The following is a 23,423-nucleotide window of genomic DNA, read 5'->3' on the forward strand; positions in this document are numbered from 1 at the left end:
TCCGGGGCCGGGGGCTGGTCCTCGCCGGTCATGCCGGTGGGGACGAAGCACAGGGCGATGTAGTCGCCGGCGGCGAGGTCGACGACCATGTACCCGCTCTCGCCCGGCGGGGCGAACGCCCCCGAGCCGACGGGGGTCACCTTGGACATGACCTGCTCCTCGGGCAGGGCCAGCAGCTCCTCGACGGGTTCGGTCACGCCGTCGTTGCGGCGGACGAGCTGCAGCTCGTGCATCTCGGAGCCGTCGTTGCCGAGCTCGAAGCTGACGGGGCCGGCCGCCAGCTCGTCGGGCAGCCCGGCGAAGGCGTACTCCGTGGCGGTGACGTCCTGGCGGGTCCAACCGCAGTTCTCCAGGTCGAACGCGTGGAGCGTCGCGAAGGCCGCGACGGCGTCGGGCTGCTCCGTCACGGAGGGATCTCCCGTCTCGGCCATGTCGGCGAACGCCTGCGAGGCGACCTCGGCCTCGTCCGCGATCTCGTCGGGGGCGGCGGCCCGGGCCTCGGCCACGAGCGGCTGCACCGTGTCGGTGGCGTAGGCCCGCAGCGCCGCGGCCTGCTCCTCGGGCGACGCCGACTCGAAGTCGACGTCAGGGGGCGGTGCGGTCTCGACGTCGAGCACGGCGTCGCAGTAGGCCTCGACGTTCGCGCCGTCGCCGGTGGCTGCGGCCGGCTCCCCGGCGGCGTCGGCCTCGCTGTTGCTGTCGCTGTCGTCGTCGCCGCAGCCCGCGGCGATCAGTGCCACGATCGCCACGGCCGCGAAGCCTCTACCGAATCGCTGTCGTTGCATGTCCGTGTCTCCTTGCTTCGGGTGGGTGGTTGTCATCCGGTCTCCTCCGTGACGTGGCGGCCGTGGCGGTAGACCGCGGCGACGCGATGGAGGGCCGAGAGGTCGGTGAGGGGGTCGCCGTCGAGGGCGACGAGGTCGGCGTCGAGTCCGGGGGCGACGCGGCCCTTCCGGTCGGCGAGGCCGCACACCCGGGCCGCCTCGACCGTGGCGGCACGGAGCGCCTCGTAGTTGCTGAGGCCGATCTGGCCGAGCAGCTCGATGCCGTACGGCAGGACGTCGTGGGGCTTCGGCGGCCCGATGCCGGCATCGCTCGCGGCCAGGATCTGGGCGCCGGCGCGGTGGAGGCGCCCGATGGTCGCCCGCATGGCGTCGAGGCGCTGGGCGACGGGCGGGGGCGGCACGGCACCGGGGAGCGCGCCGAGGGTCGCGCCGATGGCGACGCGCTGCCGGGCGATGCGCCGGATCAGCTCGTCGGGTGCGTCCACGCCGTCGTCGGTCATGAACGAGCAGTGCTCGATGCCGTCGACGCCGGCGTCGAGCGCGGCCGCCACGGACAGCGTGCTGTGGGCGTGGGCGGTGACCGGCAGACCGTGGCGGTGGGCCTCGTCGACGGCGGCCCGCAGCTCGTCGGCGTCGAACTGGGGGACGAGGCCGGTCGACCCCGGGGTGATGAACCCGCCGCTGGCCATCACCTTGATGACGTCGACGCCCCGCGCGGCGTGCTCGCGCACCGCGGCACGGACGGCGCTCTCGCCCTGCGCGGTGGCACCCAGGAAGTGGCAGTGACCGCCGGGCGTCGTGATGGGCGGGCCGGCGGCCACGATCGTCGGGAGCCCGTGGTCCGTGGCGTCACGCAGGCGGAGCGCCAGGTAGTTGCGGTCGCCGAGGTCGCGGACCGTGGTCACCCCGGCGCGCAGGGCCCGGCGGGCGGCGACGGCCATGCCGGCGAGCACGGTGGCGTCGTCGCTCGCCCGGAGGGCCGCGACCGGGTCGGGGCCCGCGTCGAAGGCCAGGTGCAGGTGCGTGTCGACGAGCCCCGGCATCAGGGTCGCCGTGCCGAGGTCGACCACCGTCGCGTCGTCGGGCGGCTCGACCCGGCCGGTCTCGACCGCGACGATCCGGCCGTCGTCGATCAGTACGAGTGGATCGGGGCGCAGGGTCGCCCCGGTTCCGTCGAAGAGCCCTGCGGCGCGGAGGGCGAGGCGCTGTCGTGGTCGGCGATCCGTGGTCACGGGTCAGTAGTACGACGGAACCGCCAGCGCCGCATCGTGGCGACTACTCATCGCCGGTACTCATTTCTCAGGGCCGCTTGCCGTACCCGAGCGCCTCGACGATCTTCCCGTCCCGGACGCGCATGAGGTTCACGCCCCGGTAGTCCTCGGCGCCGGTGATCCGCCACCGGATCACGGCGCGGTCACCGTCGACGTCGACGTGCTCGACCTCGAACTGGATGGTGGGGTCGGAGGCCAACCCCTGCCAGCCGGCGAGGCATTCGTCGTAGCCCGCCCAGCGGTTGCCGTCGGGCGCCGGGCCGGTGCCCTCCATCACGCAATCGGCGGCGATGAGGTCGACGAGCTTCTCGGGTGCCCGCTCGAGGAAGGCGGCGTTGTACCGGTCGATGACGGTGGTGGTGTCGGTCATGGCCGCATCGTCCGCCGAGGCGGGCATCGCGGCAACTCCCTGGAGGGAATGGCATCGAGGCCCGGTGTGGGCAACGATCGTCCGGTGATGTCCCGATTCCCGACCGAGCTACGGCGCTGGCGCACGGCGCGCCGGTTGAGCCAGCTGGAGCTGGCGATACGGGCGGACACGACCCAGCGGCACGTGAGCTTCATCGAACAGGGCCGCTCCCGACCGGGGCGCAACGTGGTCGTGCGGCTGTCGGAGTCGATGGACCTCACGCTGCGCGAGCGCAACGAGCTGCTCCTCGCCGCCGGCTTCGCGCCGGCGTTCCCGGAGTCACGGCTCGACGACGCGGCACTCCGGCCGATCCGCGAGGCGCTGGACACGATCCTCGACGGCCACCTTCCGTACCCGGCGATGGTCGTACGACCACACGGCATCCTCGTCACCGCCAACCGGGCGTTCGAGCTGTTCCACGAGGACGTCGACCCCGCGTTGCTGGCGCCGCCGGTCAACGTGTTCCGCCTCGCCCTCCACCCCGACGGCAACGCGTCCCGGGTTCGCAACCTGCCGGAGTGGGGCCGGCACATCACCGAGAACCTGCGGGCCCAGCTCAGCCGCAGCCCGGACCCGTCCCTGGACGCGCTGCTCGCCGAGCTCGAGGGCTACCTGCCGCCGCTGCCGCCGCCGGACGACGTGCTCGGCTTCGCCGTGCCCCTGGAGCTCGGTTCGGCCGACGGCGACCTCCGCCTCATCACGACGCTCACGTCGTTCGCCACCGCCGCCGACGTGACGCTCGCCGAGCTGCACCTCGAGGCGTTCCTACCCGCCGACGATCGCACCGCCGAGGTGCTGCGCCGCCGATGGGGGTGACGATCGACGACGCCCGGGCGATCGCCGCCACGCTCCCTCGCTCGTACGAGGCGCTCGTCCGCGGCGAGGTGAGGTTCCGGGTCGGCCGCATGGTCTACGCCGCGTTCTACCACGACGACACGATCATGGGCTTCGGCTTCCCCAGGGACGAGCGGGAGGCACTCGTGGCCTCGGAGCCCGACAAGTTCCTCATGCCCCGCCCCTCCGACATGCGGTACCGGTGGGTCTGCGTACGGCTCGATGCCCTCGACGTCGACGAGCTGCGGGAGCTGCTCGTCGACGCCTGGCGCATGTGCGTGCCGAAGAAGGTGGCTGCCGCCTACGAGGGTTGACCGATGCCCTCCGCGCGAGTCCTTAGTGTTCTGCGCATGTCGACGGAGCAGCGGTTCGTGGGGCGCTCGTCCGAGCTGACCACGCTCGTCGGCGCCCTCGACCGAGCCGTTGCCGGCCACGCGACGAACGTGCTGGTCACAGGCGAAGCGGGCATCGGCAAAACCCGCCTGCTCGAGGAGTTCGGACGCCTCGCCGGGTCCCGCTCGGTCCCGGTGGTCTGGGGGCGGGCCACGAACGAGGAGGGTGCGCCCCCGTTCTGGCCGTGGCGCCAGATCCTGCGGGGCTGGCTGGCCGGGACCGACCCCGACGCGGCGCAGGCGCTGCTCGGCGGGGCGGCCGACGACCTGACCCGCATCGCCCCCGAGCTCCGTGCCCTGACCGGCGCCACGCCCGGCAGCCCGATCGGACCGGCGCTCGCCGGCACCGAGCAGCGCTTCGCGCTCTTCGAGGTCGTCTGCGACTTCCTCGTCGCCGCGGCCGCCGACCACGGGCTCGTCCTCGTGCTCGACGACCTGCACTGGGCCGACACCGCGTCGCTCCTGCTGCTGGCCCATCTGGTGCGGAACGTCCGCGACGCCCGGCTGCTCGTCACCGGCGCGCTGCGGCCCCTCGACGCGCGGTGGGCCGGTGAACCGGGCGAGGTCCTCGCCGACATCGGCCGCCAGCGCTCGATCACCAGGATCGACCTCGTCGGCGTGACCCCGACGGAGGTCGGCGAGCAGCTCACCCACACCCTGGGCCGCCGGCCCGACGACGCCACCGTGGCGACCGTCGCGCAGCGGAGCGCCGGCAACCCGCTGTTCGTCCAGGAGATCGGCCGCCTCCTCGCCAGCCACACCCAGCCGGGCCCCGACGCCGACGCTGGCGCTGGCGCCGACGAGGGCCTGGTGCCCGACGCGGTCCGAGCCGTGATCGTCGAGCGGCTGGGGCACCTGTCGCCATCGTGCCGCGAGCTGCTCGCCCGGGCGGCGGTCGTCAGCGTCGACATCGAGCCGCACCTGCTCGCGGCCATCGCCGACACCGGGCTCGACGCCGTGCTGTCGGGGCTCGACGAAGCCCTGGCCGCGGGGATCGTGGTCCGGTCGCGCCTGTCCGCCGGCTACCGCTTCGAGCACGACCTGGTGCGCGACAGCCTCCGCCTGGAGGTGCCCACCGCGGCGCGGGCCCGCGCCCACCTCCGGGCCGCCGAGCACCTGACCGCCACCGACGTCGACGGCCACCGCTCCGAGATCGCCCACCACCGTCTCGAGTCCCTGCCGGTCGGTGATCCGCTCGCCGCGCTCGAGGCGACCGGCCGGGCTGCCGAGCTGGCCCTCCGCCAGCTCGCCTTCGAGGACGCCGCCGTGCTGTACGGCCGGGCGCTCGACGCCACCCGCGGCGCTCGAGTCGACGGGCGCGCCCGCGGCCGCCTGCTGGTCGAGAAGGCCCGGGCGGAGCACCTCGCGGGCGACGTCAACGCCGCCACGGCCAGCGTCGAGGAAGCCGCGGCCCTCGCCCAGCAGGCCGGCGATTTCGAGGGGCTGGCGCGGGCCGCCGTCGTCATGCCCGACGTGTCGTCACCCGAGTGGCTTCCCAAGGTCGACGGCTGGTGCCACACCGCGCTGGCCGGACTCGACGCCGCGGACAGCCCGCTGCGGTCGCAGCTCCTCGCCCAGCAGGCCCTCGCCTGGACCTTCACCGGCGACCTCGAGGACATGGCCGCGGTGAGCGCCGAGTCGCTCGCCATGGCCGAGCGGCTCGACGACCCGACCGCACTGCTGATCGCGCTCCGCGCCCGCCAGATGGCCCTGTCGAACCCCGACGGCGTCGGTGAACGGCTGACGCTGGCCGGGCGCATGCGGCAGCTCGGCGAGCGGACCCACGATGCCGCCGCGGTCATGTGGGGGCGCCTGTGGCGCTTCGACGCGCTGGTGCAGCTCGGGCGGATCGACGAAGCCGAGAGCGAGCTCGACCGGCTGGAACCGCTCGTCACCCGCATGCGTCAACCCCTCGGTCGCTGGCACCTGGCCCGCAGCCGGGCGGCGATCCTCGCCGGCCGTGGCCGCTTCGCCGACGCCCTCGCCGCCACCGACGAAGCCACCGCCCTGGCCGAGTGGGGCCAGCACCACATCGCGCTCATGGGATCGGAGGCCGTCAGGGTCGTCGTCGCCACGCTCACCGGCACCGATCTGGTCAGCTCGTCGACCTGGGCGGCCGTCCTCGACATGCCCCTGCCGCTCGGGCCGCTCATGCGGCTCAGTCGCGCCGAGCTGAGCCTCGCGCTGGGCCGCCCGGACGAGGCCGCCGAGCTGTGCGAGCACCTGCCGCCCCCGAGCTGGCGCCCGCCACCGTTCTTCACCCCGACCTACCACGCCTACCGCGGCGCGGTCGCGGCCGCCCTGGGCGACAGCGCCGCGGCCGAGACCGCTTACGAGCGCCTGCTCCCCCACGCCTCGGTCCATGTCGCCAGCGGCGCCGGCGTCATCCTCACCCGGGGGTCGACCGAGAGGTTCATCGGCGTCAGCGCCGCGGGGTGCGGCCGGTTGGACGACGCCGTCGATCACCTCCGGGCCGCCGTCGCCGCCAACCGCGACGCCGGGCTGCTCGCCTGCACCACCGATAGCCAGGGCGCTCTCGCCGAGGTGCTCCACCGACGGGGTGGGCCCGGCGACCGCGACGACGCGTTCACGGTCGCGACCGAGGCCGAGGCCACGGCGCAGCGCCTCGGCATGGCGCCCGTGCAGGCCCAGGCCCGGGCCGTGCTGGCCGACCTCGGTCGTCCGGGCGGCGACGCCGACGCGGACGCCGCCGGCCCGCTCAGCCCGCTCAGCCGCCGCGAGCACGAGATCGCCCGGCTCGTCGCCCAGGGCCTGACCAACCGGCAGATCGCCGCCGAGGCCCACATCGCCGAACGGACCGCGGAGAACCACGTCCAGCACATCCTCACCAAGCTCGGCTTCAGCACCCGCACCCAGATCGCCACCTGGGTCACCGCCCGCACCGTCGGGGAGACCCGCCCCTAGCCGAGTCGTCTGTGGTCGCCAACCCACGGTCGAGTCGTTCGTCGTCGGAGACCGACTACAGACGACTCGAGAACGACAAAACGACCACGAACGACTCGGGGGTCAGATCGGGGTGGGGCGGCCGCGGTGGGTGCCGAGGCGGGTGACGTTGCGGGGAAGCGACGGGTTCGCATCGGGTGGGGGGCTCGGGGGTAGCTCCAGGTCCGAGCGCGGCGGGCCGAGGCCGCTGCCCGGGGCGGGGGCCAGGTCGTCCTGGGGGAGCTCGACGCGGCGGCGCAGCGTCCGGCTCCGGAACCACGGGCGCAGGCGGGTCCGGATCGGAGCGAGGTTGCCGTACAGCAGCACCCCCTCGCCCTCCGCCAGCTGCCGGGCGTGGGCCGGCGGCAGCAGCGCCCGGCGCAGTACCGCCCCGGCCCCGACGTCGCCCCCTGCGCCGGCACCGGCCCCGGCGTCGGCGCCGGTCGACTCGGCGTCGCCGACCGTGGCGAAGTCGATCCGGGTCGGGAGGTAGAGCTTGGCCCGGTGGTTGTTGACCACCGCCGCCGCCTGGTCCCGGTAGCGGCGCTGGATCTGGGCCACGTCCTGGAACAGGGTCACCAGCTGGATGCCCGACAGCGCCGCGCTCGACGCCACCGTCTCCAGGTCGGCGGTCGGAGCGATCGCCGCACCCTCGTCGACCACCAGCAGCGCCGGCCGGGCCAGCGGCCGACCGGACGCCGCCGCCTGCTCGTAGGCCCGGGTGACGATCTGGCGCAGCACCGCCGCACAGATCGGCCGCAGCCGGGCCCGCGAGTGGTAGGGGCTGGTGACGTACAGCGTGTGGGCCCCGCCGTCGAGCAGCTCGTCGGCGACCACCTCGTGCTGCTCCGCCGAGCGGGCCACGTGGGGGTCGAGGTACGGCTCGAACAGCAGCCGCAACGCCTCGAACACCGCCTCCCGCACGGTGTCCTCGAGGCGGAACACGGCCTGGAGGTGGGCGTGGGCCACGTCGGGGTGGGCGGCCGCCAGCTCGGCCAGCACGTCGTCGCGCTCCTCCCGGTCGAGCCAGTAGGCCAGGTCGGCCACCTTGCGGTTGGTGAGCGCCGCGGCGAACAGGTACGGCGCCAGCGCCTTGGCCACGGCGTGGGTGGGGATCGGCGGGGTCTCCGGGTCGACCTGCGCGGCGGCCTGGGCCGCGGCGGCCAGGTCCTGCGCGGCCCGCCGGGCGCCGGTCCAGGTGCCGCAACCCGCCAACGGCGACCAGCCGGAGCCCCGGAAGCGGCTGGCGTCGCCGGGGTCGAACACGTGGACGTCGCCCAGCCGGCTGCGCCAACCGATCGTGTGGTCGACCACCGACGCCTTCGCCGACGCCACGACCACCAGGCCCGGCCACTCGAGGATCGCCGGGATCGCCACCGCGCTGCTCTTGCCCGAGTTCGACGGGCCGATGACGAGCAGGCTGTGCCGGTCGCGGACCACCAGGCGTCGACGCCCGCCGATGCCGGTCACCACCTGCACGAAGCGGGTGACCGCGGGTTGGTGGGCGCTGCAGCCGACCACCACGGCGGCCTCGTCGTCGCGCCGGGGGCGGAGCCGGTGCTGGTCGCGCCACGACGCCCAGCGGGTGCCGTCGCGCTGGCGGCGCGGGTCGCGCCAGGGGACCCACCCGCCGGCGTTCGAGGGGCTCAGCGCCCCGGCGAGGCGGGTGCCGATCCGCCGGGTGACCGTCGCCAGCGTCACCAGCCGCGACACGAACAGCAGGTACATCGCCCACCACACCGCCGGGCCGGGCGGCTGGGCGCCCCGGTTCACCGGCGTCCACGCCGCCGCCGGATCGCCCGGGTGCTCGACCACCCGCCAGACGATGCCGGGTGCGTCGTCGACGTCGTAGCTGGGCCAGTCGCGCTCGAACATCCACGTCGCCAGGTGCCCGGTGACCAGCACCAGGCCGGCCGCCGCGGCCAGCAGCATCAGCGCGGTGGTCAGGGCCGACTGCCAGGCATCGTCGCGATCGCTCACCACCGGGTGGATGCACGACGGGTGCGCGGCGATGGCAGCCGCGGGACTCCCCCGTCGGTCGTATGGGGCTCCACCTGGGATTTCTCGGCGGGCGGGAGCGTCGCGGGTACCGCTGGCGGTACTCCCGCGTCGCACGGTTCGCTCCATGACGAGCAACGTGTTCACGGACCTGGACCGGGACTGGCGCCGGCTGGCAGGCTCCCGGGCCGCCGCCCGCCAGCTGGCCGACGTCCGCCGGGTCGCCGGCTCGGCCCAGACGCTGGCCGACGTCGAGCAGTACGTGCGCCGGGCCGGGCCCGCCGAGGCCGACCGGGTGCTGCTGGCGCTGGTGGCGCGGGCGGTCGAGGGCGACGGCCTGGCGGCCCGGGTGCTGCTGCAGCTGCTGCTGCCGGGCACCCGCAACCTGGCCCGGCGCTGGTGGGCGCTGGGCGACCACGACGAGCGGGCCGCCGCCGCGGTCGCCGCCGTGTACCAACGCATCCGGCGGTACCCGTTGGCGCGGCGGCCGGGTCGGGTCGCCGCCAACGTGCTGATGGATGCGTCCCGCGACATGCGCAACGCCGTGCCCCGCCCCGAGGTCCCCGCGCTCGACCCGGCCGACGACGCCGCGGCGACGGCGGCGCACCCCGGCGTCGAGCTCACCGAGGTGCTGTGCGACGCCGTCCACGACGGGCTGCTGGCGCCGGCCGAGGCGACGCTCATCGCCCGGTCCCGGATCTCCGGGCACCGCCTGTCGGACCTGGCGGTCGCCAACGGCATCCCCGAGCGCACCCTGTTCGCCCACCGCCAGCGCGCCGAACGCCGCCTCGCGACCGCCTACGCGGCCGGCCGGGAGTAGCGGGTGGCGGGGCTACGCAGAGGCGGGGGTGACGGAGACCGGGATGCCGTTGAGGACGGCGGTGCCGGAGACGGGGTCGAGGTGGTCCTCGTCGGCGAGGATGTTGGTGTTCACGCCGGCGTAGCGGCTCGCGACCGACAGCTCGACGCCGGGGAGGTCGTGGCCCCAGCCGTGGGGGATGCTGACGACACCCGGGCGGATGGCGTCGGTGACCTCGACCGGGACCGTCACCTTGCCGGCCCGGGAGGCGACCTCCGCCGCGACACCGTCGGTCAGGCCCAGCCGGGTCGCATCCGCAGGGTGGACGTGCAGGGTGCAGCGGGGCTTGCCCTTCACCAGCACCTCCACGTTGTGCATCCACGAGTTGTTGGAACGCAGGTCACGCCGGCCGATCAGCAGGATCTGGTCGTCGGGAACCCCCGCCGCCAACCGTTCGGACATCCGGGCCACGTCGGCCACCAGCACCTCGGGCGCCAGCTCGACCATGCCCGACGGCGTCCGCAGCACCTCCGGCAGCCGGGGCGTCAGCGGCCCGAAGTCGACGCCGTGGGGGTTCGCCAGCAGCACGTCGAGCGTCAGCGTCCCCGGGCCCGCCCCGAAGCCGTCGCCGTACGGGCCGGTGCGCAGCATCAGGTCGATCAGCCGCTCCGGGCCCCGGCGGTCGCCCAGCTCGGCGACCACGTCGTCCACCGAACGCCCAGCCAGCGGGCTCGTCTCGTCGGCCACCATCGCCCCGACGAGCGTCCGCAGCACCAGGTCGTCGACCAGGTCGGGCGACGCAGAGGCGCCGAGGCCCTGCAGGATCAGCGCCAGGCGGGCCAGGATCTCCCACTCGTCGGGCTGCCCGTCGGCCAGTGGCAGCACCGGCGGCGAGTAGTTCGCCACGTTGCGGATCGCCAGCTGCAGCAGCGCCAGGTCGTAGTGGCCCTTCTGCAGGGCCGTCGGAGGCGGCAGGATCACGTCGGCGTGGCGGGTGGTCTCGTTGACGTACGGGTCGACCGCCACGTAGGCGTCGAGGGTCGCCAGCGCGGCGTCGAGCCGCCCGGAGTTGGGGGTCGACAGCACCGGGTTGCCGGCCACCGTGATCAGCGCCCGCACCTGGCCGTCGCCGGGCGTGTCGATCTCCTCGGCCAGGCAGGCGACGGGCAGCTCGCCCAGCGTCTCGCCCGCACCCCGCACCCGGCTCTGCCGCCGGTAGAGGCGCAGGCCCCGCCCGTAGCGGGGAGTCCCCCGGGTGTTGGAGGAGCCCGCGGCCGCCCGGGTGAACATGGCGCCGCCCGGACGGTCGAGGTTGCCGGTGAGCACGTTGAGCACGTCGACCAGCCACGACGCCGCCGTCCCGAACTCGGCGACGGTGGTGCCGATGCGGCCGTAGACGCAGGCCGTCGGCGCCGCCGCCAGCTCCCGCGCCAACCGACGCACCGTCTCCGCGTCGATCCCGGTGAGCGCCGCCGTGGCCTCCGGGGTGAAGGGCTCGGCCGCCGCCAGCACCTCGTCGAGACCCGCCAGGTACGGCTCGAGCCCGGCGCCCACGTCGACCAGCCCCTCGGTCGACAGGACGTTCACCAGCGCCATCAGCAGGAAGGCGTCGGTGCCGGGGCGGACCGCCACGTGCTCGCTGGCCGCCTCGGCCGTGCGGCTGCGGCGGGGGTCGACCACCACCAGCTTCCCGCCCCGTTCGAGCAGAGCCTCCAGGCGGCCCGGCCAGTCGGGAGCGGTGGCCAGGCTGCCGTTCGACGCGAACGGGTTGGCGCCCAGCATCAGCAGGTAGTCGGTGCGGTCGACGTCGGGGACCGGGACCGTCAGCCCGCCGCCGAACATCAGGCCCGACGAGATCTCCTTGGGACGCTGGTCGACGGTGCTGGCCGAGAAGACGTTGGTGGTGCCCAGCGCCCGGACCATCGGCCGGGCGAACAGCAGGGCGCCGAGCGAGTGGGCGCTGGGGTTGCCGAGGTAGACAGCCGCCGCGTCGCGGCCGTGGGCCTCCAGCACCGGGAGGAGCAGCCGCTCGACCTCGGCGAACGCCTCGTCCCACGTGACCGGCACCAGCTCGCCGTCCCGCCGCACCAGCGGTTGGCGCAGCCAGTCGGGGTCCTCGTGGAGCTGCTTGAGCGTCGACCCCTTGGGACAGATGTACCCGTGGCTGAACACGTCGTCCCGGTCGCCCCGGATCCGCTTGACCCGATCCCCCTCGAGCGTGACCTCCAACCCGCACCCGGCCTCGCACAACGGACAGATGCGATAAGCGGTCCTGACCTCGTTCGTCACCGTCGTTCCCATCACGGCCCCCCTTCGGCGCCGACCATTGTGCTGGCTCGCCACCTCGTTGCGGCGCCCAACGACCGAACCGGTCGCCTCACGCCGCACGAGCCCGACCCTCCGCGTAGCGCGCCAGCAGTGCAAGGCTCTCGTCGCACCCCGTCGTGAGCTGGCTGTAGGTGAACCGCAGGACGTCGTAGCCCTGGGTGGTGGCGACGTTGTCGCGCCAACGATCCCGCTCGAAGTCGGTGACACGCGTGTGCCAACGCCGACCGTCGGCCTCGACGATGAGCCGCCAGTCGTCGACGAGGACGTCGACCCGGGCGTCGCCGTGCTCCCACCCCGGCAGCGCGGCCTGCCGCCGACGCCGCGGCAGGCCGCGGACCCGGTCGAGCAGGGCGTCGAGCAGGCGCTCCAGGTCGTTGAGGGCCGGGGTTTCGCCCGTGTCGTGCTCGCGGAGCAGCGACCGCACGAGCCCGATGCCGGGCAGCCGGGCGTAGGCGAGGTCGACGTACCGGTCGGCGATCGCAGCGAGCACCGGCGGGTGGGCGACGACGGCGTCGGCGAAGAGGGTTCGGAGGCGCAGCTGGTCGACCATGCCGGCGAGCTGGAAGACGGTGTCGGACAGTGTCACGGTCGGGATGCCGTCGACGATCGTCGACCTGGGCCACGACGACTCGTGCACCGTCGCCAGGCGACTTCGGTGCCGCGACCCTCGGGGAGCGACGAGGTGCAGCGGCCCCGGCCGGAACCCCGCCAGCTCGTGCAGCACCGCGGCGCTCACGTGGGACACGGCGGCCCCCTCGATCACGAGCGTGCCCGCCATGCACTGCCGACGCCAGGTGCCCGGGTGGCTGGGGAGGGCGTAGACGTGGTGGTCGAGCGGGAGCCAGCGGCCGGTGGCCACACGGCGTCGGATCATCCGCTCCGTGGCACCGGCGGCACGTGCCTGGCGGTCACCGAAGGCCCCGTGCTGGCGACGGGCGAGTCGGTCGATGGCCTGGTCGAGATGGCGAGCAGTCATGACCCGCATGATGCCGACGGGGTGTGACAAGCAAGGAGAGACCCACGGCCAGTCGCTGCGGCACCCAACGACCGAAAGGGTCACGTCCCATCGCAACGACGCCGCCGCCCACGTCGATGCGGCGCCCAGCGACCGAAACGGTCGGCCGGCATCGCAACGACGGGCGAAAGAACGTCAGCCCGAGAGAGCTCGCTTCAGGTCGTCGAGGACCGGGATGGGGCCCGGGTCGAGGTTCTCCTGGGCGGCGAGGTGCAAGGACACGAAATCGCCCATGAGGATCAGGTCGAAGAGCTGGGCCAGGGGGCCCTCGCCCTCGGCGCGGACCTCGACCACCTCGTGGACCACCTCGGCCATGATGTCCCGCGTCAGCTCGAAGCGCCGGGCCTCCTGCGGGTGCTCCTCGTCGTGGCGCAGCTCGATCAGCGTGAACACCTGGCGGGTCATGTCGCCGTGCTGGCCCCAGCCGGCGATCTCGTTGTGGCACAGCTCCGGGATCTCCGAGGCGAACGCCGGCGCCTTGGCGTTCTCGTTCACCTGCGTCTTCCAACGGCGGGCCGCGACCGCGCCCAGCGGACCGGCGCCCACCACCAGCGGAATCGTCCGCCCGATGGTCCGGGCCAGTGAACGGGCCCGGGAGTCGGCCCCGGCCGCCACCAGCTGGTCACGCCGCGCCGACACCTGGGCCACCGCGGCCTCGACCCACGCCGACGCCCCCGGGAACAGTCCGACCGCCTCCATCACCAGCAGCGGCGGCACCGCCAGCGCCCCCAGAGCCGCCCGCGGCATCGGGATGCCGTCGGGCAGCGGCACCCGCACGGCCCCCCACCGCGGCGCCAGGTCACCCAGGACGCCGCCCCGGGCGATCACCACCATCCGGGCGCCCGCAGCCGCGGCCGCGGACGCCGCCTCCACCGTCTCCTCCGTGTCGCCCGAGAACGACACCGCGAAGCACAGGGTCTCCGGCCCCACGAACGACGGCGGGGCGTAGCCCTTCGCCACCACGATCGGCACCGGCACGAACGGACCGCCCACGGCCGTCAGCACGTCGCCGGCTATCCCGCTGCCGCCCATCCCCAGCACGACGACGTTGTCGATCGCGTCGTGGTCGGGCAGGCCCTCGAGGCCCTGCGCGGCCCCCACGGCCGAGCGGACCTGCTCCGGGAACCCGGCGGTGACCCCGAACATGTCGAGCGAGTCGAGCAGCTCGGGCGACAGCATCCCCGACACCTGGCTCTACGCCTCGAACGTCGGGGTGACGCCGTGCGACTCGGCCTTGGCGAGCAGCCGGGTGTCGGTCTCGTCGTCGACCGTCTCGGCCTCCTCGACCAGCATGATCGGGATGTCGTCCCGGATCGGGTACCGGCGCTTCAGGCGCGGGTTGTAGAGGGTGTCCTCGTCGTCGAAGTAGAGCAGCGGGCCCTTGTCCTCGGGGCAGGCGAGGATCTCGAGCAGTTGCGGGTCCAGCGACATCTGTCAGTTCTCCTTGTCAGAGGTGATCAGCGACCGTACGGCGGCGACGTGCTCGTCGGTCGCGGTTTGGCTGGGCGACTCGAGGTTGAGCCGCAGCAGGGGCTCGGTGTTGGACGGCCGGAGGTTGAACCACCAGTCGCCCAGGTCGACGGTCAGCCCGTCGAGGTGGTCGAGCGATGCGCCCGACACACCGGAGTAGTGCGCAGCCACCCGCTCGATGACGACGGTCGGGGGCTCCGACACCCGGAAGTTGATCTCGCCCGAGTCGGCGTAGCGGTCGAACGGCTGGCGGAGCTCCGACAGCGGCACCCCGGCCTTGCACAGCTGCTCCAGCACCACCAGCGCGGCGATGCTGCCGGAGTCGGCCCGGTAGTTGTCGCGGAAGTAGTAGTGCGCCGAGTGCTCGCCGCCGAACGCCGCCCCCGTCTCGGCCATCTCCTGCTTGATGAACGAGTGGCCGACCCGGGTGCGGATGGGCTTGCCGCCGCGCTCCAGGATCACCTCGGGCACGGCCTTCGAGCAGATGAGGTTGTGGAGGATCGTCGCCCCCGGCTCCTTCTCGAGGACGCCGGCCGCCACGATCGCCGTGGTGGTCGACCCCGACAGCGGCTCGGAGCGGTCGTCGACCAGGAACACCCGGTCGGCGTCGCCGTCGAACGCCAGGCCGACGTCGGCGCCCACGGCCTTCACCCGGGCCTGCAGGTCACGCAGGTTCTCGGGCTGGATCGGGTCGGCCGGGTGGTTGGGGAAGGTGCCGTCGAGCTCGGGGTAGAGGATCTCCAGGTCGAACGGCAGGGTCTCGAACACCTTGGGCACCACCAGGCCGCCCATGCCGTTGGCCGTGTCGGCGACGATCCGCAGCGGGTACAGGTTGGCCCGGTCGACGAACGACCGCACGTGCTCCGCGAACTCCGAGAGCAGGTCCGCCGACTCGATCTGCCCCGGCATGGCCGTCGACGCGGGCACCCCGTTCTCGACCATGGCCCGGATGGCGTCGAGGCCGGTGTCCTGACCCACCGGCTTGGCGCCGGCGAGGCACATCTTGATGCCGTTGTACTGGGCGGGGTTGTGGGAGGCGGTGAAGACGACGCCGGGTGCGGCGAGCTTGCCGGAGGCGAAGTAGAGGAGGTCGGTGGACGACATGCCCAGGTCGACCACGTCGAGGCCCTGGCGCTGGACGCCCTCCGAGAACGCGGTGGCCAGCTCCACGCCGGAGGGCCGCATGTCGCGGGCGACGAGCACCCGGGTGACCGACGACGGGGCCGACGCCTCGACGGCGAAGCGGGCGAAGGCCTGCCCGATCTGCTCCGCCAGGACGGCGTCGAGCTGGTCGGGGACGATGCCCCTCACGTCGTAAGCCTTGAAGATCTGGTCGAGTCCGGCCATGAGTTGGTTCACGCTAGTGCGTCGCTGTCGCGGCGTTCCGCGTCGTCCGACCCCGCCAGCCCGTCGGCCGACGCGTCGCCCGCCTCGTAGGCGCCGGTGGCCGCCCAGTGCCGCATCCGGAACAGGTCGCGCACCAGGCGCACGGCGTCGCGCACCACCCGCACCGTCGACCGGTCGGAGTGCGACACCGCCACCGGCACCTGCGCCAACGACAGCTCGTGGCGCTCCACCAGGTGCAGCAGCTCGATGTCGAAGGCGAACCCGTCGATGCGCATCCGGGAGAACAGGAACCGGCCCACGTCGGAGCGGAACCCCTTCAGGCCGCACTGGGTGTCACGGAAGCTCCCCAGCAGCACCGCGTAGCCGAACAGGTTGATCACCCGGCTCCCCACCTGCCGCAGCTTCGACGTGCGCACCACCGTGCGGGCCTCGGGGTGGCCCCGATCGCCGATCGCCACGTCCCAGCCGCCCTCGACGGCATCGAGGATCCGCAGCAGCTGGTCGGGCGAGTACGACAGGTCGGCGTCGGTGAACGCCACCGTCCGACCCCGCGCCGCCAGCACCCCCGCCCGCACGGCCGCGCCCTTGCCCCGGTTGACCGGCAGCACCACCACCTGGTCGGCGTCGGCGGCCAGGGCGGCGTCGGCGGTGCCGTCCGACGAGCCGTCGTCGACCACGATCACCTCCAGCCCGCCCTCCGCGGCGACGTCGGCGAGCGCCGCGCGGATCGACCCCACCGTCGCCCTGATCCCCGCGGCCTCCTCGAAGGCCGGCACCACCACGCTGAAGCGCAGCGACCCCGGCGCCTCCGGGCGCTCCGACCGCTGCTGGCGGGCCGACGTCAGCCCCACGAGCAGCACCGCCCGGTACCCCACCAGCCGCACCACGGCGGCCGCCGTCAGGGCCACAGCCTTGGCCGTCACCAGCCCGGCGACGCTGCTGAAGCCGGTGCCGGCGAACAGCGCCCGCAGCACCACCACGTCGACCAGCGCCGCCAGGCCCGCGACCGCCACGAACGCCGGCGGCACGTGCACCCAGCGGACGTAGGGGTCGCTGCGGAACGTCACCAGCCGGTGCAGCAGGTACGACAGCAGGCTCGCCACGGCGATGGCGACCAGGTCCGCCACCACCAGCACCCACCCCAGACCCTGTCGCAGCAGCACCAGCAGGCCGACGTCGACCAGGCTCGGGATCAGCGACACGGTGGCGAGCCTCTGCAGCCGCCCCGTGATCGCGCTGCGCGTCATGAGTACTTGTATTTCCCCCTGCGGGCCAGCAGCACCAACCCGACGATCCCCACCAGCGTCACCAGGTACGCGGACCACTCCACCGACGTCCGGCCGAACGTCAGCTCCACGTGGCGCTCGGTGGGCACCACGACCATCAGGTTGGGCGCCACCCGGTAGGGGCCCTCGGCGCCCGACACCTGCCAGTTGGGGAAGTACGACGCCTTCACCAGCACCGGGCTGCCCACCCGGTCGACGTCGAACTCGATCTTCTCGTTGCCCGCCTCGATGTTCGTCACCTCGGCCGGCGTCACCGGAACGCCGGTGCGGCGCTGGCCGGTGGTCAGCTCGTCGACCTTCACCCGCTCCCAGTCGTCGGGACCGGAGGCCGCCAACGCGACGTCCCACAGCTCGGGGTTCATGTACCAGCGGACCGCGGGGCCGTCGTTGCGGTCGGACGCGTCCTTCGGGTTCTCCAGCCAGTCGTGCTGCGACTCGCCCGCGTCCTCGAGCACCTGGGGCTCGTTGATCAGCGGCTGGACCAGCGGGCTGTTGGCCACCTCGAACACCGCCCACGGCCCCGACTCGGCCACCTTCGTGAGGTCGGGGTGGCCGCTGGCGGCCTGCACCGCCAGGTCGGTCGTGGCCATGTAGTAGCGGACGCCCAGCAGCTGCATGTGCTGCACGCCGCGGTTGATGTCGAAGCCGCTGTAGGGCATGTCGCGCTGGGCGCAGCTGCAGTTCTGCGACAGCTCCGACTGCATGAGGAAGTGGAACGGCGTGGTGGACGACGCCTCGAAGTAGAGGCCCTCCATCGACCCGATGCAGCCGTCGGTCCAGTACGGCAGCAGCATCAGCGCCATCGGGGTGCCGTAGCGGTTGAGCTCCTTCTCGTACTCCCACATGGCTCGACCGCAGCCGCCCGGCCGCTCGCCCAGGCGCTGCATGGTCTGGGTGATCTCGTAGTACTCGCGGTAGCTCGGCTTGCCCTCGTAACCCTCGTAGTTCCAGTTGGCCCAGCTCTTGACGAAGCCCGACGGCGAGCCCGGGGCACCCGTCGCGGTGACCTGGAGCGGGCTGAAGCGGGGCCACGAATAGCCGGTGCCGCCCGCGGCGTCGACCGCGCTCTCCTTGAAGGGCAGCACGCCGAGCGGCAGGCCGACGACCACCAGGATCACGGCGAAGCCCCCGAGCGCGGTGGCGACGCTCGAGCCCAGGCTGCGCTCCTCGGCGCCGGCGGGTCGGACCTGCGCGAGCTGCACCAGGAGGCGGATCACCTCGACGAACGCCAGCGCCGCCAGCAGCATCACGGTCAGGTAGTAGAAGGGCAGCAGGCGGGCGTTCCAGAGCCGCCAGTCGGGCGCCATCCAGAACGCGAAGGCCAGCACCGCGGCACTGGCGGTGAGGAAGATGCCGATCCGCAGGCGCGCCGCCAGGCTGAGGCCCACCCCCACCAGGGCGATGGCGAACACCCAGCGCAGGTCGCTCCCCGAGGTGTCGGGGCCGTTGGACGGGAGCAGGTACTGCATCCACGTCTGGGGCGGGTCCTGGCCGGGGATCGGGATCTTCTCCCAGCCCATGTCGTTCACGTAGAGGCCCCGGCGCTGGAACGGCAGCACCCACCAGGCCGACAGCATCCCGCCGATCACCAGCGCCGGCACGGTGAACCGCAGGGTCTGCGACGGCACCAGCCACAGCACCAGCGCCGCCAGCGCCAACGCCCCGCCGATCCACGCCGCGACCGGCAGCTCCTGACCGCCGACCAGCGGGAAGGGGATCTTCCAGGAGGCGTCCCACATCACGGCGTCGTCGAAGCGCCAGCCGAACGACCCGACGCCGAAGTTCCAGTGCACCCCCAGCAGGCAGACCGCCGCGCCCGCCCCCGCCAACCAGGCGCACAGCCGGGTGTTGGCCTCGGTGGTGCGGCGGGGCCGGACGACCAGCGCCACCAGCGTCACCCCGATCACCCAGAACGCGGGGATGAGGTGGCAGAGGCCGGTGAGCGCCAGCAGCACCGCGGCCAGGCCGCGGCCCTTGCCGGTCTCGAAGCCCCGGAACAGCACGCCCAGGTAGACGAGGCCGAGGCTCAGGGACATCGAGAAGGCGAACTCGCCCGCCAGCGTCGACGGCAGGTTGCCGCCGTAGATCGTGAAGCCCCGGTAGAAGAGGAACACCAGCGACGCCGCCGCGAACAACGCCGGCGTGGGGAAGCGCAGGCCCGACAGGCGACCGAAGGCGTAGGCGGCGAGCGGCAGCGTCACCGCACCGCTGATCGACACCAGCTTGAAGGCCACCCCGTAGGGCATGCCGACGCAGCACAGGGCCAGGATCCCGCCGGCCACCCAGGCGTTGCGGCGCCAGGTCGAGCCGCCCGGCTCGCGGGGCCACGACCGGTACGCCATCACCGCGCACCCCACGGCGACGGCCAGGGGCAGGATGGCGAACGGCCCCTCGAAGCCCACGTCGAGCAGCACGATCAGCAGCGACGGGACCACCATGTAGAACTGGTAGACGGGGAAGCCGGCGTACCAGTCGGGCGACCAGCCGGACACCTGGAAGTTGGGCAGCAGGTTGTCGCGCAGGTAGGCGGGGCCCCACACGTGGGCGCCCATGTCGCCGCCGGCGGGCGTGGTGTCGCTGAAGATGTTGCCGGGGCCGAGCTGCAGGAACACGAACAGGCAGCAGGCCAGGACGATGCCGCAGTCGACCAGGTTGCGGACCCGCGCGCGGCGGGCCTCGGCCTCGGGATCGTCGATCGGCGGGAGGGGGTCGAGCTGCTCGCCGACGAAGGACGGGCCCCAGGGGCCGCCACCGTTGCGGTCGCCGTTGCCGCCGTTCTCCGACGGCGCCAGGTGCGCGGGCGACGCCGGCGGGGCGTCGGGCAACGCCCCCTCCTCGCTCACGAACACCGGCGGGTCGAGGGGCGGGCCCAGCGCTCCGGCATCGGGGATGCGGGGCGCGAGGTGACGGGGCGACTCGTCGGCCATCAGTTGTCCGCCACCAGAGCGACGACGGTGACGAGGTTGAACGCCATGTGCGCGGCGATGGCGGGCCCCAACCGACCCGTCCTGATCGTCATCCAGGCCAGCACCACCCCGAAGACCGCCAGGCCCGGCAGCTGCAGGAGCTGGAAGTGGACGGCCCCGAAGAGGAGGCCCGACACGAGGATCGCCGGGGTCGGGCCCCAGCGCCGTTCCAGCGAGCGCAGCACCAGGCCCCGGTAGAAGATCTCCTCCACGATCGGGGCGCCGATGCCGGTGAGGACGACCAGCATCGCGATCCCGAAGCCGTTGTCGGCCCGGTCGGTCAGCTCCTGGGCGACGTCGTTGAGCTTCTCGGTGTCGGTGTTGGTGATCCAGAGGATCGGTACGTAGACGAGTGGCAGCAGGACGAACTGGCACAGCACCCCGGCGACGGCACCGAGCGGCAGGTCCCAGGACAGGATGCGCAGGCCGAAGTCGCGGACGGCGCCGTTGCCCTTCACCGCGGCGGCCCACAGCGCGATGCCGAGCAGCGGCAGCCACAGGCCGATCTGGGCGACGTTCAGCCAGGCCAGCGACAGGTCGTCGGTGTCGTCGCCGGTGATCGCGACCACCGACGACACCGCCAGCACGGATCCGGTCAGCCCGAGGAGGAACCCGACGGCGGCGTCGCCGAGACCCCAGGTGGGGGTCCTCAGCGCCGGGTCGTCCGGCGTGGCGCGCTGTGCAAGATCGGGATCAGACACCGGACCAGGGTAGGCGGCTACGCAGGGTCGGCCCCACTCACCACCGGCTCAAAGAACCGTCGACCAACGGGTAGCGCCGGTCCTCCAGGCGCCAGCCACGCGGCACGGTCATCGCCTGGGCATGGTCGTGGCACAGGTCGTACGCCATGGGGTGCGACTCGTCGGAGAGCGGGTCGAGCCAGGTGGTCCGCTGCTTGTAGTCGTACGCGAGCGTGGCGCGGGCGACCTCGCTGCAGCCCGGCCGGGCGCACTGGCGAGTCATGACCCCCAAACGTAGCGTCGACCGTACGCCTGCCCGGGGACCTGGGGACGGTTGACGGCCCTGTATCCGCGAGGGACGAGAGTCGCCTTATCCTGTGGTCCATGAGCTCACAACCGCCGCCTCCGCCGCCCCCCTCTCCGGGGCGTTCGTCGCGAGGCCCTGGCGGACGCAGCGAGCCCCCCTTCCCCCGTTGGCTGATCTGGGTGGTGCTGGGTGTCGTGCTGGCGATGGTCATGCTCGCCGGCAACTTCCCCCGCGACGACAGCAAGGAGATCAACTACGAGGGATCGGGCGACTCGCTGCTCTCCCAGGTCGCCGACGACAAGGTCGACACCATCGAGTGGAACAACAACAACGGCTCGATCAGCGGTGAGCTGAAGAACGGCGAGAAGTTCCGCACCAACGGCCCGCTGGAACCGTCCGACGCCGACCGCACCCTGTTCGAGGACCACGGTGTCACCGTCAAGTTCGACACCCCGCAGGGCAACTTCCTCACCGCCATCCTCCCGCTGCTGCTCCCGTTGGCCCTGTTCCTGGGCATCTTCTGGCTGATCCAGCGCCGCGCCCAGTCACAGATGGGCGGGATCATGTCGATCGGGCGGTCGAAGGCCAAGACGTACTCCACCGAGCGACCCGGCACCACGTTCGCCGACGTCGCCGGCTACGAAGGCGTCAAGCAGGAGGTCACCGAGGTGGTCGACTTCCTGCGCCACCCCGAGCGCTTCGCCGAGATCGGCGCCCGCGTCCCCAAGGGCGTGCTGCTGGTCGGTCCCCCCGGCACCGGCAAGACCCTCATCGCCCGGGCGGTCGCCGGCGAGGCGGGCGTGCCGTTCCTGTCGGTCACCGGCTCCGACTTCATGGAGATGTTCGTGGGCGTCGGCGCCTCCCGGGTGCGCGACCTGTTCCAGACCGCCCGCAAGCTGGGCCGGGCGATCATCTTCGTCGACGAGGTCGACTCGATCGGCCGCAAGCGCGGCGCCGGCCTGGGTGGCGGCCACGACGAGCGGGAGCAGACCCTCAACCAGATGCTGTCCGAGATGGACGGCTTCGAGGCCACCGAGGGCATCGTGATGATGGCGGCCACCAACCGGCCCGACATCCTCGACCCGGCGCTGCTCCGGCCCGGCCGCTTCGACCGCCAGGTGGTCGTGCCGCTGCCCGAGCTCGACGAGCGCGTCGCCATCCTCGAGGTCCACTCCAAGAACAAGCGGTTGGCTCCCGACGTCGACCTGCGGATCGTCGCCCGGGGCACGCCCGGCATGAGCGGCGCCGATCTGTCCAACCTGGTCAACGAGGCTGCCCTCTACGCGGTGCGGGCGGGGCGCGACATGGTCGCCAGCGAAGACTTCGAGTCGGCCCGCGACCGGGTGCTGATGGGCCAGCGGCGCGAGTCGATGGCGCTGTCGGAGAAGGAGAAGGAGGTCATCGCCTACCACGAGGCCGGCCACGCGGTCACCGCTGCGGTGCTCGAGAACGCCGACCCCGTGCACAAGGTGACGATCCTCCCGATGGGCATGGCGCTGGGCCTCACCCAGCAGCTGCCGATCGACGAGAAGCACATCTACCGGCAGGACTACATCGAGGACAGCCTGGTGGTCCGCATGGGCGGGCGCTGCGCCGAGGAGCTCGTGTTCGGCGTCATCTCCACCGGCGCCAACAACGACCTGGTCGGCTCCACCGAGCTGGCCCGCAAGATGGTCGCCGAGTGGGGCATGTCCGGCCGGGTCGGGCCGATGGCGTGGGGCTCCGCCGGTCAGGTGTTCCTCGGTGAAGACCTGATCCACACCCGCGACTACTCCGACGAGACCGCCCGGGTGATCGACGAAGAGGTCGAGGGCATCCTGCGCCGCCAGGAGGACCGCTGCCGGGTCACGCTGCGGACCCACCGCAAGGCCCTCGACCTGGTGGCCCGGGCGCTGCTGGAGTACGAGACCATCGACGGCGCCGAGGTCAACCGCCTGATCGACGTGGCCAACAACACGTCGCTGCAGCTGGGCAACGGCGACGAGGACGGCGACAACGGCGGCCGGTCCGACAACGACAGCGCCGACAAGAGCCTCCTCGCCCCTCCCACTCCCCCGACCTGACAACTCGCTCCCTCGCCGAAATTGCGTGTGTGGCGGCCCCATAGCGACCGCCACACACGCAATTTCGGGTCAGACTCCGTGGTCGCAGCCGTCGGTGGGGAGGGTCCCGGGGGCGCGGAGCTCGGCGAGGGTGGCCCACAGGTCGGTGGCGGTGACCGGGCCGAGGAAGCTCGCCTGCACCACGCCCGCCCGGTCGACCACCAGGGTCGCGGGCACCGCGCCGATGGCGTACTTGCGGTGGAGGTCGGCCTCGGCGGCGACCTCCAGCTCCTGCGTGGCGACCGCGTCGCCGTCGAGCAACCGGGCCTTCTGCCACACCGCGGCACACGAGTCGCACGTGGCCGACGTGAACACGGCGACCAGCCAGGCGGCGTCGGGGCGGGTGAAGTCGGACCGGTCGAGCTGGTCGGGCACGTCGTAGCCCGTGTGGGTGGGCGCCGCCGGACGCTGCCGGCGCTGCACCACCGCCGCCACGACCACCGCCACCACGGCCAGCACCACGACGAGGACGACGCGCTCCATCGCGATCG

At 73.1% G+C, this 23,423-nt stretch carries 19 protein-coding genes; 5 read left to right on the forward strand and 14 right to left on the reverse strand.

Annotated elements, in window-relative coordinates; translation table 11 throughout:
• The 3 genes from VK611_27130 to VK611_27140 all read right to left on the reverse strand — a co-directional run.
• Positions 1-785, reverse strand: a 785-nt coding sequence (locus tag VK611_27130; GenBank protein ID HMG45035.1) for a hypothetical protein, incomplete at its 3' end; no start/stop codon positions are given.
• A gap of 32 nt (positions 786-817) precedes the next feature.
• Positions 818-2,017, reverse strand: a complete 1,200-nt coding sequence (locus VK611_27135; protein HMG45036.1) for an amidohydrolase family protein — start codon at positions 2,015-2,017, stop codon at positions 818-820.
• 67 nt (positions 2,018-2,084) lie between these two features.
• Positions 2,085-2,426, reverse strand: a complete 342-nt coding sequence (locus tag VK611_27140; GenBank protein HMG45037.1) for a nuclear transport factor 2 family protein — start codon at positions 2,424-2,426, stop codon at positions 2,085-2,087.
• 87 nt (positions 2,427-2,513) lie between these two features.
• On the opposite strand from VK611_27140, the gene VK611_27145 reads away from it, so the two are divergent.
• From VK611_27145 to VK611_27155, 3 genes are read left to right on the forward strand one after another with little or no spacing between them, the layout of a single operon-like run.
• Positions 2,514-3,281 carry a helix-turn-helix transcriptional regulator gene (locus tag VK611_27145; protein ID HMG45038.1) on the forward strand — a complete coding sequence of 256 codons (768 nt, stop codon included), beginning with the start codon at positions 2,514-2,516 and terminating at the stop codon, positions 3,279-3,281.
• A complete protein-coding gene (locus tag VK611_27150) occupies positions 3,272-3,613 on the forward strand; it encodes an MmcQ/YjbR family DNA-binding protein (protein HMG45039.1) in 342 nt (113 codons plus the stop codon). The genes VK611_27145 and VK611_27150 overlap by 10 nt, the downstream gene beginning before the upstream one ends.
• Positions 3,614-3,649: 36 nt before the next feature.
• On the forward strand, positions 3,650-6,616 hold the full coding sequence (locus tag VK611_27155) for an AAA family ATPase (protein HMG45040.1): 2,967 nt from the start codon (positions 3,650-3,652) through the stop codon (positions 6,614-6,616).
• Positions 6,617-6,718: 102 nt separating this feature from the next.
• On the opposite strand, the gene VK611_27160 is transcribed toward VK611_27155, so the two are convergent.
• Positions 6,719-8,614 (reverse strand): type IV secretory system conjugative DNA transfer family protein, encoded by a 1,896-nt coding sequence (locus VK611_27160; protein HMG45041.1) that lies wholly within the window; start codon positions 8,612-8,614, stop codon positions 6,719-6,721.
• A 145-nt stretch (positions 8,615-8,759) separates the two neighbouring features.
• On the opposite strand from VK611_27160, the gene VK611_27165 reads away from it, so the two are divergent.
• Positions 8,760-9,452, forward strand: coding sequence for a hypothetical protein (locus tag VK611_27165; GenBank protein ID HMG45042.1), 693 nt, complete (start codon positions 8,760-8,762; stop codon positions 9,450-9,452).
• 12 nt (positions 9,453-9,464) lie between these two features.
• On the opposite strand, the gene VK611_27170 is transcribed toward VK611_27165, so the two are convergent.
• From VK611_27170 to VK611_27210, 9 genes are all read right to left on the reverse strand, one after another.
• On the reverse strand, positions 9,465-11,732 hold the full coding sequence (locus VK611_27170; GenBank protein ID HMG45043.1) for a molybdopterin oxidoreductase family protein: 2,268 nt from the start codon (positions 11,730-11,732) through the stop codon (positions 9,465-9,467).
• A gap of 76 nt (positions 11,733-11,808) precedes the next feature.
• On the reverse strand, positions 11,809-12,735 hold the full coding sequence (locus VK611_27175) for a type IV toxin-antitoxin system AbiEi family antitoxin domain-containing protein (protein ID HMG45044.1): 927 nt from the start codon (positions 12,733-12,735) through the stop codon (positions 11,809-11,811).
• 174 nt (positions 12,736-12,909) lie between these two features.
• On the reverse strand, positions 12,910-13,953 hold the full coding sequence (locus tag VK611_27180) for a bifunctional phosphoglucose/phosphomannose isomerase (protein ID HMG45045.1): 1,044 nt from the start codon (positions 13,951-13,953) through the stop codon (positions 12,910-12,912).
• 15 nt (positions 13,954-13,968) lie between these two features.
• Positions 13,969-14,205, reverse strand: coding sequence for a Trm112 family protein (locus VK611_27185; protein ID HMG45046.1), 237 nt, complete (start codon positions 14,203-14,205; stop codon positions 13,969-13,971).
• Between the two features lie 3 nt (positions 14,206-14,208).
• The gene (locus VK611_27190; protein HMG45047.1) at positions 14,209-15,591 is read right to left on the reverse strand and encodes a phosphomannomutase/phosphoglucomutase; all 1,383 of its coding nucleotides are present in this window, start codon (positions 15,589-15,591) and stop codon (positions 14,209-14,211) included.
• Positions 15,592-15,599: 8 nt separating this feature from the next.
• The gene (locus VK611_27195) at positions 15,600-16,838 is read right to left on the reverse strand and encodes a glycosyltransferase (GenBank protein HMG45048.1); all 1,239 of its coding nucleotides are present in this window, start codon (positions 16,836-16,838) and stop codon (positions 15,600-15,602) included.
• A complete protein-coding gene (locus tag VK611_27200) occupies positions 16,835-19,804 on the reverse strand; it encodes a hypothetical protein (protein HMG45049.1) in 2,970 nt (989 codons plus the stop codon). The genes VK611_27195 and VK611_27200 overlap by 4 nt, the downstream gene beginning before the upstream one ends.
• The gene (locus VK611_27205) at positions 19,804-20,544 is read right to left on the reverse strand and encodes a type II CAAX endopeptidase family protein (GenBank protein HMG45050.1); all 741 of its coding nucleotides are present in this window, start codon (positions 20,542-20,544) and stop codon (positions 19,804-19,806) included. Before VK611_27205 ends, VK611_27200 begins: the two co-directional genes overlap by 1 nt.
• 37 nt (positions 20,545-20,581) lie before the next feature.
• The gene (locus VK611_27210; GenBank protein HMG45051.1) at positions 20,582-20,806 is read right to left on the reverse strand and encodes a DUF3499 family protein; all 225 of its coding nucleotides are present in this window, start codon (positions 20,804-20,806) and stop codon (positions 20,582-20,584) included.
• Between the two features lie 203 nt (positions 20,807-21,009).
• Here VK611_27210 and ftsH point away from each other — a divergent pair, with 203 nt between their 5' ends.
• Positions 21,010-22,893, forward strand: a complete 1,884-nt coding sequence (gene ftsH / locus VK611_27215; protein HMG45052.1) for an ATP-dependent zinc metalloprotease FtsH — start codon at positions 21,010-21,012, stop codon at positions 22,891-22,893.
• A gap of 69 nt (positions 22,894-22,962) precedes the next feature.
• Here the strand turns inward: ftsH and VK611_27220 are convergent, their stop codons facing one another.
• Complete coding sequence (locus VK611_27220) at positions 22,963-23,415, reverse strand: hypothetical protein (protein ID HMG45053.1); 453 nt, start codon at positions 23,413-23,415, stop codon at positions 22,963-22,965.
• Positions 23,416-23,423 lie beyond the last annotated feature (8 nt).

This window comes from Acidimicrobiales bacterium (genome assembly GCA_035316325.1).
Lineage (GTDB): Bacteria > Actinomycetota > Acidimicrobiia > Acidimicrobiales > VFJN01 > DASXTK01.

Bases quoted from the DNA above. Each gene is read 5' to 3' on its own strand.
- VK611_27155 (HMG45040.1), top strand. From the start codon at position 3,650: ATGTCGACGGAGCAGCGGTTCGTGGGGCGCTCGTCCGAGCTGACCACG.
- VK611_27145 (HMG45038.1), top strand. From the start codon at position 2,514: ATGTCCCGATTCCCGACCGAGCTACGGCGCTGGCGCACGGCGCGCCGG.
- VK611_27210 (HMG45051.1), bottom strand. From the start codon at position 20,806: ATGACTCGCCAGTGCGCCCGGCCGGGCTGCAGCGAGGTCGCCCGCGCC.
- VK611_27175 (HMG45044.1), bottom strand. From the start codon at position 12,735: ATGACTGCTCGCCATCTCGACCAGGCCATCGACCGACTCGCCCGTCGC.
- VK611_27150 (HMG45039.1), top strand. From the start codon at position 3,272: ATGGGGGTGACGATCGACGACGCCCGGGCGATCGCCGCCACGCTCCCT.
- VK611_27190 (HMG45047.1), bottom strand. From the start codon at position 15,591: ATGGCCGGACTCGACCAGATCTTCAAGGCTTACGACGTGAGGGGCATC.
- VK611_27165 (HMG45042.1), top strand. From the start codon at position 8,760: ATGACGAGCAACGTGTTCACGGACCTGGACCGGGACTGGCGCCGGCTG.
- VK611_27140 (HMG45037.1), bottom strand. From the start codon at position 2,426: ATGACCGACACCACCACCGTCATCGACCGGTACAACGCCGCCTTCCTC.
- VK611_27180 (HMG45045.1), bottom strand. From the start codon at position 13,953: ATGCTGTCGCCCGAGCTGCTCGACTCGCTCGACATGTTCGGGGTCACC.
- VK611_27170 (HMG45043.1), bottom strand. From the start codon at position 11,732: ATGGGAACGACGGTGACGAACGAGGTCAGGACCGCTTATCGCATCTGT.
- VK611_27185 (HMG45046.1), bottom strand. From the start codon at position 14,205: ATGTCGCTGGACCCGCAACTGCTCGAGATCCTCGCCTGCCCCGAGGAC.
- VK611_27200 (HMG45049.1), bottom strand. From the start codon at position 19,804: ATGGCCGACGAGTCGCCCCGTCACCTCGCGCCCCGCATCCCCGATGCC.
- VK611_27195 (HMG45048.1), bottom strand. From the start codon at position 16,838: ATGACGCGCAGCGCGATCACGGGGCGGCTGCAGAGGCTCGCCACCGTG.
- VK611_27220 (HMG45053.1), bottom strand. From the start codon at position 23,415: ATGGAGCGCGTCGTCCTCGTCGTGGTGCTGGCCGTGGTGGCGGTGGTC.